The sequence below is a fragment of the Achromobacter insuavis genome (genome assembly GCF_902859645.1).
Taxonomy (GTDB): domain Bacteria; phylum Pseudomonadota; class Gammaproteobacteria; order Burkholderiales; family Burkholderiaceae_B; genus Achromobacter; species Achromobacter insuavis.
Genome location: NZ_CADIJR010000004.1, coordinates 150,311 through 164,130 on the forward strand (window position 1 = coordinate 150,311; position 13,820 = coordinate 164,130).

A 13,820-nucleotide genomic window follows, 5' to 3' on the forward strand; every position below is an offset into this window, starting at 1 on the left:
TCAGTACGAGTTGGGCGTGTCGCCCACGGATTCGTGCGTCACCTTGCCGCGCATGACGCGGTACACCCAGGCGGTGTAGAGCGTGACGATCGGCAGGAAGATGACCACGGCGATCACCATGATCCACAGGGTCATGTGGCTGGACGAGGCGTCCCAGACCGTCAGGCCGGCCTTGGGGTTGGTCGACGACGGCATCAGGAACGGGAACAGCGAGAAGCCGACCGTCAGGATGACGCCGGCGATCGACACCGCCGACGCCAGGAACGACAGCACGTTGGCGCGCAGCGTCAACAACAGCAGCACCAGCACGGCGCCCGCCACGCCCAGCGCGGGCGCGATCCACATCAGCGGCCACTTGGCGTAGTTGGCCATCCAGGCGCCGGCCTGCACCGCGACCGTCTTGAGCATGGGATCCGACGGTCCCTGCATGTCGACGGCGCTGGTGATGGCGTGACCGCCAAGCGCCTTCACCCAGAACCCGCCCGCGACGAACAGCACCAGCGTCAACAGCGCCAACAGACGCCCCCAGTTGCGGGCCCGCGACGAGATCGGATCCTCGGTGCGCCAGGCCAGCAGCACCGCGCCATGCATCGCCAGCATCACCACGCTCAGCACGCCGCACAGCAGCGCGAACGGCGTGAACAGCTGGTAGAAGTGGCCCTGGTACACCATGCGCAGCGCGTTCTCGTCGAACGTGAACGGCACGCCGAGGATGATGTTGCCCACGGCCACGCCGAACACCAGCGAGGCCACCACGCCCGAGAAGCACAGCACGCCGTCCCAGCTGTTGCGCCAGCGCGTGCCTTCCATCTTGCTGCGGTACTTGAAGCCGACCGGACGCAGGATCAGCGCGATCAGCGCCAGCATCATCGCCAGGTAGAAGCCCGAGAACGACGCGGCATACAACAGCGGCCAGGCGGCGAAAATGGCGCCGCCCGCGGTGATCAGCCACACCTGGTTGCCTTCCCACACGGGGCCGACCACATTGATCACCACGCGGCGTTCGGCGTCGGTCTTGGCGACCACCGGCAGCAGCGCGGCCACGCCCAGATCGAAGCCGTCCATGACGGCAAAGCCGATCAGCAGCGCACCCAGCAGCACCCACCAGACCACCCGCAAGGTGGCGTAGTCAAAAGGAATAAGGGTATCCATGGCTTCTCTCCCTTAAGCGCGCACGGCGGCGTGGACGGGATCGGCGGCGGCGCTGGCCGGGGCCGGCGCGTCGGACTTCGGGCCCTTGCGCACGGCGTGCAGCATGACCTTGACGCCAATGATCAACAGCGCGGTGTACAGCACCAGGAAGATCGTCAGGCTGATGGCCAGGTCGGCGATGGTCAGGCCGGACGCCGCGTAGTACGTCGGCAGCACGCCTTCGATCACCCACGGCTGGCGGCCATACTCGGCCACGAACCAGCCGCTCTCGATGGCGATCCAGGGCATCGGCAGGCTCCACAGCGCCACCTTCAGCAGGCCGCGACGGCTGTCGAGGCGGCCGCGCGAGGCCAGCCAGAACGCCACGCCGAAGAACAGGATCAGGTACATGCCCACGGCCACCATGACGCGGAACGCCCAGAACAGCGGCGCCACGTTCGGCACGGTATCCACCGCGGCCTTCTTGATGTCTTCCTCGGTGACCTTGCTCATGTCGGTCTGGTAGCGCTTGACCAGCAGCGCGTAGCCGAGATCGGGCCAGGTGCGGTCGAACACCATGCGCGCATCGACATCCTTGGGATTGGCGCGGATCTTCTGCAGGGCGTCGTACGCCACCATGCCGTCGCGGATGCGGTTTTCGGCGCGCAGGATCAGGTCGTTGATGCCCAGCAGCGGCGTCGTCAGCGAACGCGTGCCGATGAGGCCCATGACGTAGGGAATCTCGATGGCGAAGTCGTTCTTGCGTTCGGCCTGGTTGGGCAGCGCGATCAGGTTGAAGGACGCGGGCGCCGGCTCGGTGTGCCACATGGATTCCATGGCCGCGATCTTCATCTTCTGGTGTTCGGTGGTGAGATAACCGCTTTCGTCACCCAGCACGACGACCGACAGCGCCGACGCCAGGCCGAAGCTGGCGGCGACCGCCATCGAGCGCTTGGCCAGGTCGGTGTGGCGGCCCTTGAGCAGGTACCAGGCGCTGATCGACATGACGAACATGGCGCCGGCCACGTAGCCCGCGCTGACCGTATGCACGAACTTGGCCTGCGCCACCGGGTTGAAGATCACCGCGGCGAAGTCGGTCATTTCCATGCGCATGGTGTCGGGGTTGAACACCGCGCCCACCGGGTTCTGCATCCAGCCGTTGGCGATCAGGATCCACAGCGCCGAGAAGTTGGTGCCGAACGCCACCAGCCAGGTCACCACCAGGTGGCTGACCTTGGACATGCGGTTCCAGCCGAAGAAGAACAGGCCGACGAAGGTGGCTTCCAGGAAGAAGGCCATCAGCCCTTCGAGCGCCAGCGGCGCGCCGAAGATGTCGCCCACGTAGTGGCTGTAGTACGACCAGTTCATGCCGAACTGGAACTCCATGACCACGCCCGTGGCCACGCCCAGCGCGAAGTTGATGCCGAACAGGGTGCCCCAGAACATCGTCATCCGCTTCCAGATGGGGCGGCCAGTCATGACGTACACGCTTTCCATGATGGCCAGGATGAACGACAGGCCGAGCGTGAGAGGGACGAAGAGGAAGTGGTACAGCGCGGTCGCGGCAAACTGGAATCGCGACAGGTTGACGACGTCGAGATCAATCATTGGGGCGCTCCCATGCAGGTGAGTAGCCACAGCAACCGGCATGGTTCCCAGGCCGTCTCTCGCGCCATGATAAGGGCGTTGTATACAGCTTCATAGAGGTTTCCTGAAAAAATCGGGGCGGATCAGCGATCAGCCTTTGCCCCGCAACTTGCCGGCGAAGCCCAGCACTTTCTGCACTTTCGAACCCAGCTTCATCAGGTTCTGCAGCGTCTCCGGCGGCAGACGTTGAACCTCATCGAACCATCCGGTGGACAGTTCGATGAGCTCCAGCATTTCGGTCATGCGTTGCTGCGCGTAGGCGCCATCGGGCCCCGTGGGAGGCTCGAGCAGGGTGTCTCGCAGCAAGGTCAGGGTGGGATCGATTTCGCGCTTGCGCTTCTCTTCCATCAGGATGCGGAAGATCTCCCAGACATCCTTGGGCGTCTCGAAGTAGTCGCGGCGGTCGCCGACCTGGTGCACCAGCTTCACCAGGCGCCAGGACTGCAGCTCCTTCAGGCCCAGGCTGACGTTCGAACGGGAGAAGCCCAGCGTCTCGGCGATGTCATCGGCATGCAGGGGCTGGGGCGCCAGGAACAGCAAAGCGTAGATCTGGCCGACGGTGCGATTGACGCCCCAACGGCTGCCCATTTCGCCGAAGTGCAGGACGAAACGTTCGTTTTGAGGGGTAAGCACCATGATCCATCCAGGCCAACAAATGCAACGACGGCAAACATAAATAGTTACGCCGCTTTCAGAAATTCCTGAAATTATCGAACAAACTGTGCGAAAACACAAACCACACCGATGACAGGGGTATAGCCGCAAGGGATGACAATTCTGTCGCTCCGCCCCCGAAATCAGTCGCAATCTGTTGTGGGCGCACGACGAAAAAAAGCCACCCGCCTGTCGGCGGGTGGCTGGGAAGCAACGGGAAATCCGGGGCGCCGCGGCTGGCGCGCCCGGGACTGACCAACGGGTCAGCCAGCCTTGACGGTCACGGCGGCGGAGACGCGCTTGGCCTTGGCGCGCGCGGCGGCCACGTCCTCGGCGACCGCCAGGCCCACGCCCATGCGGCGCTTGACGAAGGATTCGGGCTTGCCGAACAGGCGGATGTCGGTGCCGGGCTCGACCAGCGCCTGGGCGACGTTGTGGAACGACACGGCCTTGGCCTCGACCCCGCCATAGATGACGCTGCTGGCGCCGGGCTGGCGCAGCGAGGTGTCCACCGGCAGGCCCAGCAGGGCGCGGGCGTGCAGCTCGAATTCGTTCTGGGCCTGGGTGATCATGGTCACCATGCCGGTATCGTGCGGGCGCGGGCTGACCTCGGAGAACCAGACCTGGTCGCCGGCCACGAACAGCTCGACGCCGAAAATGCCCAGGCCGCCCAGCTCGGCCGTCACGGCCAGGGCGATCTCGCGGGCGCGCTCCAGGGCGGCGGGCGACATGGGATGGGGCTGCCAGCTCTCGACGTAGTCGCCGTCGACCTGCTTGTGGCCGATCGGCTCGCAGTAGCGGGTCTCGACCTGGCCGTCGGCGCCGCGGGCGCGCACGGTCAGCAGCGTGATTTCGTAGTCGAAGCGGATGAAGCCCTCGACGATGGCGCGGCCGCCGCCCACCCGGCCGCCCTCCTGGGCGTAGCGCCAGGCCGAGGCCAGGTCGTCCGCGCCCTTGATGACGGACTGGCCCTTGCCCGACGAGGACATGACCGGCTTGATGACGCAGGGATAGCCGATGCCGCCGTCGATGGCCTGGCGCAGTTCGTCTTCGGTATCGACGAAGGCGTAGGGCGAGGTGGGCAGGCCCAGGGTCTCGGCGGCCAGGCGGCGGATGCCCTCGCGGTTCATGGTCAGCTGGGCCGCCCGGGCGGTCGGGGTGACCCGCGCCACGCCGGCGGCTTCCAGGTCCACCAGCAAATTGGTGGCAATGGCCTCGATTTCGGGGACAATAACGTGCGGCTGCTCCTGCCGGATGATTTTTTCCAGGGCTTCCGGGTCCGTCATCGACACCACGTGGGCGCGATGCGCCACTTGGTGGCCAGGCGCGTCGGCATACCGGTCCACCGCAATGACTTCCACGCCCAGCCGCTGCAGGGCGATGATGACCTCTTTGCCCAATTCGCCCGATCCGAGCAGCATGACTCGGGTGGCCAGGGGGGACAGGGGCGTGCCAAGGACGGGACTGGGAATGCTGGACATGAGCGGGCCTGGAAAGGAAAGATTGATAGCCGGATAAAAGAGTCGCCAGGATGCCATACCCCCCTCCCAGGGGCAAACCCGCAACCTGATATTAAAATCCCCTGATGACCGACCATCCCACCACAACGTCCGAGACCGCGCTGGCATCTGCGCGCCGGACGCTGCAAATCGAAAGCCAGGGCATCCTGGACCTGTCCGCGCGGCTGGACGACAGCTTCGCGCGGGTCGTCGAGATGCTGCTGGCCTGCCGTGGGCGCGTGGTCGTCAGCGGCATCGGCAAGACCGGCCACATCGCCCGCAAGATCGCCGCCACGCTGGCCTCGACCGGCACGCCCGCCTTCTTCGTGCATGCCGCCGAGGCCGTGCACGGCGACCTGGGCATGATCACCCGCGACGACGTCCTGATCGCCATTTCGTACTCCGGCACCGGCCAGGAACTGCTGACCATCCTGCCGGTGGCCCGCCGCATGGGCGCCGGCCTGGTCGCCATCACCGGCAATCCGCAATCCGAACTGGCCCTGCTGGCCGACGTCCACCTGGACGCCAGCGTGTCCCAGGAAGCCTGCCCGCTGAACCTGGCGCCCACCGCCAGCACCACCACGGCCCTGGCCCTGGGCGATGCGCTGGCCGTGGCCTGTCTCGAGGCGCGCGGGTTCGGGCCGCAGGATTTCGCCCGCTCGCACCCGGGCGGCGCGCTTGGCCGCCGCCTGCTGACCCACGTGCGCAACGTCATGCGCCAGGGCGACGCCCTGCCCGTCGTGGCGCAGGGCACGCCGGTCTCGCAGGCGCTCGAGGTCATGTCCGCCAAGGGCATGGGCATGACCGTGGTGAGCGATGCCCAGCACCGCCCGGTGGGCATCTTCACCGACGGCGACCTGCGCCGCCTGATCGCGCGCCACGGCGACATCCGCAGCCTCACGGTCGAGGCCGGCATGACGCGCTCGCCGCGCAGCATCAACCCGGACGCGCTCGCCGTCGAGGCCGCGCGCCAGATGGACGAACTGCGGCTCAATCACATGCTGGTGCTGGACGCCGATGGCGCCCTGCTCGGCGCCTTGCACATGCACGACCTGATGGCCGCCAAAGTGGTATGACTATGACCCTTCCCTCCTCGATCACCCACCCCGCCGAAGCCCTGGTCCTGGCCCGTATCGCGCCGGCCGTGCGCGAACGCGCCGCCGCCGTGCGCCTGATGGTCTTCGACGTGGACGGCGTGCTGACCGACGGCGGCCTGTATTACGGCGAGACCGGCGAAGTCCAGAAGCGCTTCCATGCGCTCGATGGCCACGGCCTGCGCCTGCTGATGGAAGGCGGCCTGAAAGTGGCGCTGATGACCGGCCGCTCCGGCCCGATCGTCGCGCGCCGCGCCGCCGAGCTGGGCATTTCCGAGATCATGCAGGGCGTGCGCGACAAGGGCACCGCGCTGGCCGAACTTGCGCAGCGCAGCGCGGTCCAACTGAACCAGACCGGCTACATGGGCGATGACATCATCGACCTGCCGGCCATGCAACGCGCCGGCTTCGCCGCCAGCGTGCCGAATGCGCCGGGCTACGTCAGCCAGGCGGCCCACTGGATCGCCACGCAACCTGGCGGCAACGGCGCGGTGCGCGAATGCTGCGACCTGCTGCTGGCCTCCCAGGGCCGGCTGGGCGGTTTCCTGGCGGCGCCGGGGCTGCTCGGTCCTGGCGCCATCCAGTAAACGCGCCCCCAATCACGCCCTTCAGACCTGATGAAAGATCGTTTCCCTTCCCTGATCGCGCTGTTCCTGCTGCTGGTGCTCGTCGCCAGCACGTATTGGGCCGCCGACTACGCGCAGCGGGCCATCCAGACGGACCCGCCGCGCCGCGTCACGCACGAAATGGACGCCTGGTCGCGCAATTTCGTGATGCTGCGCACCGACCCCACCGGCCGCCCCATCAACCGGCTGGAGGGCGAATACGCCGAGCATTTCCCGGACGACGATTCGTATCACATCACCCAGCCGCGGGCCGTCGGCCAGCGCGAAGCCAGCCCCATCACCGTGGGCGTGTCCAAGACGGCCGTCATGGAACAGGGCGGCAAGCGCATCGTCATGAACGGCGACGCGCACGTGCACCGCCAGCCGGACGCCAACAACGACGTCCTGGACGTGCGCAGCCAGCAACTGATCCTGCTGCCCGACGACGACGTGGTCTACACCGACCTGCCGGCCGAGGTCATCAAGGGACGCTCGCGCATGAACGGCAAGGGCATGCACTACAACAACAAGACACGCCAACTGCAGGTATCCGCCTCCACCGACGTGGAAATCGCCGGCACGGAAAACAAATCGCGCCGCCCGGCCGAAACGCCTGCCAACACCACTGACCAGAAGAAACCATGACCGACTTCCGGATTCGCATTGCCCCCACCACGCGCCTGCTTGGCGCGGTGCTGCTGATGGCATCGGCGGTAGCGCCGGCGCTCGCGGCCGACCCCAAGCCGGCCGCCGCCGGCTCGAGCAAGACCGCCCCCGCCGAAGAGCCCACCACCACGATCCTGTCGGACACGTTGCACTATGACGACGTGAAGAAGCAGAGCGTATTCACCGGCAACGTCAACATGACGCGCGGCCTGATGACGCTCACCTCCGACAACCTGGAAATGCGCGAGGACGCCGCCGGCAACCAGTACGGCACCGCCACCGCCAACAAGGGCAAGGTCGTCACCATCCGCCAGGAACGCCCCGAGACCTTCGAACTGATCGAGGGCAAGGGCCTGCGCGCCGAATACGACGGCACCAACAGCACCTTCGACCTGATCGGCCAGGCCGTGGTGGTGCGCTACGTCTGTGGCAAACCGTTTGACACGATCCGCGGCGACCGGGTGCGCTACAACGAGAAGAGCGGCACCTACGAAGCCCAGGGTGGCCCGAACTCCTCGGCGGCCGGCGGCCGGGTCCGTTCCGTGGCCGAACCGCGCGCCAAGTCGGATGCCGCGGTGGCCGAGTGCCGCAAGCAGCAGGAATCGAAGAAGGGGCGCTGAAAGCGCCTACCACGTCACCCACACGCAGCCACGATGAACCAACCTTCAGTGCAGACTCCCGTGACCTCCGCCCCTTCGGGCGTCAAGCAGGGCAGCCTGCGCGCAACCGGCTTGCGCAAGACCTACAACGGCCGCACCGTGGTGCAGGACGTGTCCCTGTCCGTCTCCAGCGGCGAAGTGGTCGGCCTGCTCGGCCCCAACGGCGCCGGCAAGACCACCAGCTTCTACATGATCGTGGGCCTGGTGCCGGCCGACGCCGGCCGCATCGAGATCGACGGCTCGGTCATCACCGCGATGCCGATCCACAAGCGCGCCCGCATGGGGCTGTCGTACCTGCCGCAGGACGCCTCGGTGTTCCGCCGCCTGACGGTCGAGCAGAACATCCGCGCGGTGCTGGAACTGCAGATCGGGCCGGACGGCCGCACGCTGTCCACGCCCAAGATCAACGAGCAGATGGAACTGCTGCTCGAAGAACTGCAGATCGGCCATATCCGCAGCAACGCCGCCATCTCGCTGTCGGGCGGCGAGCGCCGTCGCGTCGAAATCGCGCGCGCGCTGGCCACCAGCCCGCGCTTCATCCTGCTGGACGAACCGTTCGCCGGCGTGGACCCCATCGCCGTGATCGAGATCCAGCGCATCGTGCGCTTCCTGAAGGGCCGCGGCATCGGCGTGCTGATCACCGACCACAACGTGCGCGAAACGCTGGGCATCTGCGACCGCGCCTACATCATCAGCGAAGGCAAGGTGCTGACCGACGGTCATCCCGACGAAATCGTCGGCGATCCGGCCGTGCGCCGCGTCTACCTGGGCGAACACTTCCGCATGTAACACCCCCGGATAGGGGAAAGTCCCAGGGCCCCCGCGCGGGCCCGGGCGCGCCCCTGGGCGGTCGCCATGAAAATGCCATGAACTTGCGTTAGGTCAGCTTGTTTTATCGGCCCGAGTCTATACACTAGTATCAAACGAACCCCTCAAACAAGGAGAACGCCTAACGACCCCAACCGCGCCTTCCGCGCACCATTTTTTCCTCTTTTAGAAGGAGAGCACACTATGAACCTGAGCATCTGCGGTCGTCACCTCGACGTCACCCCGGCCATCCGGGAATATGTCATGAACAAACTGGCGCGAGTGCTGCGGCATTTCGATCACGTCATCGATACCCAGGTCATGCTCTCAGTAGAGCCCCTGCGGCACAGAGCCGAAATCACCATGCGTCTTAGTGGCAAGGACATTCATTGTGAAGCAACCGATGAAAATCTCTACGCCGCGATCGACCTTCTTGCTGACAAAGTCGACCGTCAGGTCATCAAGCACAAGGACAAGGTACGAAGTCACACGGCAGAGTCCGTGAAGCGGCAAGCGGCGAATCTTTCGCCAACCCAGTAACACCGCGCTTCATGACCTGCTCGCCGTGCGAGCCAAGCTAAACAGCGATTCTTGAATCCTGCCTAAGTCCCGGTGTCCCGCTAGACGTATCGTCCAGCCGGGGCATCGGCAAACTCCCTCCCCTCCCCGCACCTCCCGTCCCCCATTCGCCGGCACACGCCCGCGGATCGCCTTTTCCCGCCTGCAAACCCGCGCCGCGCACCAACGCCATACCGTACTGGTATACCCGCCTGCGCGAGAAGAATGCCCACAACCCCGCGCTATCGGTCTATGCTGTCGCTCTCGTCCCGGGACCGGCGGCCTGATCCAGGAGGGTTCAGACCACGACGCGGATGTCCCCGGCCGGCGTTTTTTTGCAGTGCGTCATATAACCCTATAATGACCTGATGAATCATTTGTCGCGCATCCTTCCCGCCGGCAACGTCGTCCTCGATATGCTCGCCACGAGCAAGAAGCGCGCGTTCGAACAGGCTGGCCTCCTCTTTGAAAACAACCACGGCTTGGCACGCGCACTCGTGTTCGACAGCCTGTTTGCGCGGGAGCGCCTGGGCTCGACCGCGCTCGGCCAGGGCGTGGCCGTGCCGCACGGCCGCGTGAAGGGCCTGGAGCAGGCGCTTGCCGCCTTCATCCGCCTGGCGCAGCCCATCACGTTCGACGCGCCTGACGGCCAGCCCGTATCGATGCTGCTCTGTCTGCTGGTGCCCGAAACCGCCACGCAGCAGCACCTGGATATCCTGGCGGAACTGGCGCAGCTCATGTCGAACAAGGCGTTGCGAGAAGCGCTGGCCACCGAGACCGACCCGGCCGTCGTCCACAAGATGCTCACCACCGGCCAACTCTGACCCCTCGCGGAAACGCTGCCATGCTCACGGTGCAGGAACTCGTCGACGACAACGCCGACAAAATCCCTTTCAACTGGATTTCCGGCCAAGGGGCCGCGGACCGCGCGATTCCCGATGACGGCATGGCGGCCGCCGACCTGGTGGGCCACCTCAACCTGATCCACCCGTCGCGCATCCAGGTGTTCGGCCAGGAAGAGCTGGCGTACTACACCCGCTTCGACCTGCGCCGCCGCATGCACCACATGGACGAGCTGCTGATCGGCGGCGTGCCCGCCATCCTGCTGGCCGACGGCCTCACGCCGCCGCAGGACCTGGTGGACCAGTGCGACCAGCACCAGGTGCCGCTGCTGTCCACCCCGGTGGCGGCCGCGCAGCTGATCGACCTGCTGCGCATCTACCTGGGCAAGAAGCTCGCCCCCACCACCACCGTGCACGGCGTGTTCCTCGACGTGCTGGGCCTGGGCGTGCTGATCACCGGCGAATCCGGCCTGGGCAAGAGCGAACTGGCGCTGGAACTGATCTCGCGCGGCCACGGCCTGGTGGCCGACGACGCGGTCGAGTTCTCGCGCACCGCACCCAACATGATAGAAGGCCACTGCCCGCAGCTGCTGCAGAACCTGCTGGAAGTGCGCGGCCTGGGCCTGCTCGACATCCGCACCATCTTCGGCGAGACCTCGGTGCGCCGCAAGATGCGCCTGAAGCTGATCGTGCACCTGGTGCGCGCCACCGCGCAGGACAAGTTCGAACGCCTGCCGCTGCAGGACATCACCCAGGACATGCTGGGCCTGCCGGTGCGCAAGGTCATGCTGCAGGTGGCCGCCGGCCGCAACCTGGCGGTGCTGGTCGAAGCCGCGGTGCGCAACACCATCCTCAAGCTGCGCGGCATCGACACCCTGGGCGAATTCATGGAACGCCAGGCGATGGCGATCCTGCAAAGCAGCAAGTGAACGCGCGTCGCCGCGCGGCACCGTGAGCCTTTACGAGAAACTCGCCAACGAGATCGCCAGGTCCATCCGCGACGGCGTGCTGCGCGTGGGCGACAAGCTGCCGTCGGTGCGCGACGCCTGCGCCAGCCGCGGCGTCAGCCCGTCGACGGTGTTCCAGGCCTACTACCTGCTGGAAGCGCGCGGCCTGATCCGCGCCCGCCCCCGCTCCGGCTACTACGTCAACGCGCGCGGCGACAGCCTGCCGCCGGAACCCGACACCTCCTGTCCCGACGGCGAATCGACCGAACTGGCGATCAGCGAACGCATCTTCGACATCCTCGATTCGGTGCGCAACCGCGACGTCACGCCGCTGGGCTCCGCCTTTCCGTCCCCCCTGCTGTTCCCGCTGCCACGGCTGGCCCAGGCCATGTCGGCGCATCTCAAGCGCCAGGATCCGCTGGACACGATGGAGGACCTGTCGCCCGGCAACCCAGGCCTGCGCCGGCAGATCGCGTTGCGCTACCTGATCGCCGGCATCAACGTGCCGGCCAACGACATCGTGGTCACCAACGGCGCGCTGGAAGCGCTCAACCTGTGTCTGCAGGCGGTGACGCAGCCCGGCGATACGGTCATCGTCGAAGCGCCGACCTTCTACGGCGCGCTGCAGGCGCTGGAGCGCCTGGGGCTGAAGGCGCTGGAAGTGCCGACGCATCCACGCACCGGCATCGACCTGGGCGCGATGGAAGCCGCGATCCAGCGTCACGCGCCCAGGGCCTGCTGGCTGATGACGCAGTTCCAGAATCCGCTGGGCAGCCTGATGCCCGAGGACAAGAAACGGCAACTGGTCGAACTGCTGGCGCGCCACCAGATCCCGTTGATCGAGGACGATGTCTACGGAGAACTGTATTTCGGCGCGACGCGGCCGGTGCCCGCCAAGGCCTTCGACAAGCAGGGCCTGGTGCTGCACTGCTCCTCATTCTCCAAATGCCTGGCGCCGGGCTACCGCATCGGCTGGGCCAGCGCGGGCCGCTATACGCAGCGCGTGCAGCGGCTGAAGCTGTCGTCCACGCTGTCGGCGTCGAGCCCGGCGCAGGGCGCCATCGCCGAATACCTGGAACAAGGCGGCTACGACCGCCACCTGCGCCGCCTGCGCGAAACGCTGCAGGCACAACAGGATCTGATGGCCAATGCGATCGCGCGCGAGTTTCCCGCGGGCACCCGCGTGACGCGGCCGCAGGGCGGCTTTTTCCTGTGGCTGGAGATGCCGGCGGCGGTCGATGCGCTGGCCCTGCATCGGCAGGCGCTGGCGCGCGGCATCAGCGTGGCGCCCGGCCCGATCTTCTCGGCCAGCGGCCGGTTCGGCAACGCGCTGCGGCTGAACTACGGCCACCCCTGGGACGAGGCCCAGGCCGACGCCATCCGCGTCCTGGGCGAGATGGCGCGCGCGGCCGCGCGATCGTCCTGATCAGTTGCGGGTCGAGGCGGCGCGGGCGCGCTTGACCTCCAGCGGCATCACGCCGCCCGCCTCGTTGCCCCAGCTGTTGCGGATGTAGGACACCAGCATCGCGATATCGTTGTCATTGAGCAATTGGCCGAACGGCGGCATGCCGTGCGGCCGCGGGTTGGCCGCGGTGGCGGGCGCGAAGCCGCCGTCCAGCACCATGCGGATGGCGTTGACCGGCGACGGCGCGGTCACCGTCGGATTGCCCGCCAGCGCGGGCCAGGCGCCGGGACTGCCCTCGCCTTGCGGCTGGTGGCATTGCACGCATTGCTGGCGGTAGATCTTGCCGCCCAGCTCCATGGCCGCCGGCGAGACCGGCGTGGCCGGCCGTGCCGCCACGGGGGTCGCCGGCAACGACTTCAGGTACACGCCCATCGCCAGCGCATCGTCCTCGGTCAGGTGCTGGGTGCTGCCCAGCACCACCTCGGCCATCGGACCGCTGGCGCTGGAATGCGCCGCCATGCCGGTGCGCAGCAAGGCGGCGATATCCTCGGCCGACCAGCGTCCCAGGCCCGTCCGCGGATCATTGGTCAGCGGCGGCGCGTACCAGTCCAGCATCGGGATGATGCCGCCGGCCAGGCCGTCGGCCGCGCGCGTCGCGCCCAGGCTGTTGCGCGGCGCGTGGCAGGCGGCGCAATGCCCCAGGCCCTCGACCAGATAGCGGCCGCGGTTCCACTGCGTCGACTGGCCCGGATCGGCTTCCTGCACCCCCGGCCGGAAATACAGGGCGCGCCAGGCGGCCAGCAGGAGGCGCTGGTCGTACGGGAAATCGAGATCGGGCGCGCGGCTGGGCTGGTTCACCGGCGTGATCGTGCGCAGGTAGGCGAACAGCGCATCGGCGTCCGCCCGCGTCACGCGGGTGTATTCGGTGTACGGGAAGGCCGGGTACAGCAGCGTGCCGTCGCGCGACTTGCCGTTGTGCAGCGCCTGCCAGAAATCGTCCGCGCTCCAGGCGCCGATGCCGGTCTTCTCGTCGGGCGTGATGTTGGGTCCGTAGATCGTGCCGAACGGCGTCGGGATGGGCGTGCCGCCGGCATAGGCCTTGCCGCCGCGCGCGGTGTGGCAGGCCATGCAATTGCCGGCCAGCGCCAGGTAGCGGCCGCGCTCGATGCGCTGCTGCGGATCGGCCGGCGCCACGGCCGCGCCGGTGCTGGCGTCGTCGCGCGTGCCGAGCCAATACAGCGCGCCCAGCGCGATCACGGCCAGCGCCAGCAAGGCGCCCAGGATTCGCTTCATCAGTTTCATCCGG

General features: G+C 67.0%; 14 protein-coding genes. 9 read left to right on the plus strand and 5 right to left on the minus strand.

Annotation, left to right across the window (positions count from 1 at the left end):
* The 4 genes from cydB to purT form a co-directional block, all read right to left on the minus strand.
* Positions 1-1,152 carry a cytochrome d ubiquinol oxidase subunit II gene (cydB, locus tag H0523_RS04555; RefSeq protein ID WP_054429294.1) on the minus strand — a complete coding sequence of 384 codons (1,152 nt, stop codon included), beginning with the start codon at positions 1,150-1,152 and terminating at the stop codon, positions 1-3.
* 12 nt (positions 1,153-1,164) lie between these two features.
* Positions 1,165-2,739: a cytochrome ubiquinol oxidase subunit I gene (locus H0523_RS04560; RefSeq protein WP_054429293.1), complete on the minus strand. Its 1,575-nt coding sequence runs from the start codon at positions 2,737-2,739 to the stop codon at positions 1,165-1,167.
* 129 nt (positions 2,740-2,868) lie between these two features.
* Positions 2,869-3,414 (minus strand): GbsR/MarR family transcriptional regulator, encoded by a 546-nt coding sequence (locus H0523_RS04565; protein WP_049076860.1) that lies wholly within the window; start codon positions 3,412-3,414, stop codon positions 2,869-2,871.
* Between the two features lie 281 nt (positions 3,415-3,695).
* Positions 3,696-4,913, minus strand: coding sequence for a formate-dependent phosphoribosylglycinamide formyltransferase (gene purT, locus H0523_RS04570; RefSeq protein ID WP_054429292.1), 1,218 nt, complete (start codon positions 4,911-4,913; stop codon positions 3,696-3,698).
* Between the two features lie 104 nt (positions 4,914-5,017).
* On the opposite strand from purT, the gene H0523_RS04575 reads away from it, so the two are divergent.
* From H0523_RS04575 to H0523_RS04615, 9 genes are all read left to right on the plus strand, one after another.
* A complete protein-coding gene (locus H0523_RS04575; RefSeq protein ID WP_054429291.1) occupies positions 5,018-6,007 on the plus strand; it encodes a KpsF/GutQ family sugar-phosphate isomerase in 990 nt (329 codons plus the stop codon).
* A 2-nt stretch (positions 6,008-6,009) separates the two neighbouring features.
* A complete protein-coding gene (locus H0523_RS04580; protein WP_054429290.1) occupies positions 6,010-6,612 on the plus strand; it encodes a KdsC family phosphatase in 603 nt (200 codons plus the stop codon).
* Between the two features lie 30 nt (positions 6,613-6,642).
* Positions 6,643-7,275, plus strand: a complete 633-nt coding sequence (gene lptC, locus H0523_RS04585; protein WP_054429289.1) for an LPS export ABC transporter periplasmic protein LptC — start codon at positions 6,643-6,645, stop codon at positions 7,273-7,275.
* The gene (lptA, locus tag H0523_RS04590; RefSeq protein ID WP_054429288.1) at positions 7,272-7,916 is read left to right on the plus strand and encodes a lipopolysaccharide transport periplasmic protein LptA; all 645 of its coding nucleotides are present in this window, start codon (positions 7,272-7,274) and stop codon (positions 7,914-7,916) included. Before lptC ends, lptA begins: the two co-directional genes overlap by 4 nt.
* A 33-nt stretch (positions 7,917-7,949) precedes the next feature.
* Entirely contained in the window at positions 7,950-8,744 is a 795-nt protein-coding gene (lptB, locus tag H0523_RS04595) for an LPS export ABC transporter ATP-binding protein (RefSeq protein WP_049076872.1), read from the plus strand.
* 222 nt (positions 8,745-8,966) lie between these two features.
* Positions 8,967-9,302, plus strand: coding sequence for a ribosome hibernation-promoting factor, HPF/YfiA family (gene hpf, locus H0523_RS04600; RefSeq protein ID WP_006391806.1), 336 nt, complete (start codon positions 8,967-8,969; stop codon positions 9,300-9,302).
* A gap of 386 nt (positions 9,303-9,688) precedes the next feature.
* Positions 9,689-10,144 carry a PTS sugar transporter subunit IIA gene (locus tag H0523_RS04605; protein WP_006391807.1) on the plus strand — a complete coding sequence of 152 codons (456 nt, stop codon included), beginning with the start codon at positions 9,689-9,691 and terminating at the stop codon, positions 10,142-10,144.
* Positions 10,145-10,164: 20 nt separating this feature from the next.
* Complete coding sequence (gene hprK / locus H0523_RS04610) at positions 10,165-11,091, plus strand: HPr(Ser) kinase/phosphatase (RefSeq protein ID WP_006216298.1); 927 nt, start codon at positions 10,165-10,167, stop codon at positions 11,089-11,091.
* A gap of 22 nt (positions 11,092-11,113) precedes the next feature.
* The gene (locus H0523_RS04615) at positions 11,114-12,535 is read left to right on the plus strand and encodes an aminotransferase-like domain-containing protein (RefSeq protein ID WP_054429287.1); all 1,422 of its coding nucleotides are present in this window, start codon (positions 11,114-11,116) and stop codon (positions 12,533-12,535) included.
* On the opposite strand, the gene H0523_RS04620 is transcribed toward H0523_RS04615, so the two are convergent.
* A complete protein-coding gene (locus H0523_RS04620) occupies positions 12,536-13,816 on the minus strand; it encodes a c-type cytochrome (protein WP_054429286.1) in 1,281 nt (426 codons plus the stop codon).
* Positions 13,817-13,820 lie beyond the last annotated feature (4 nt).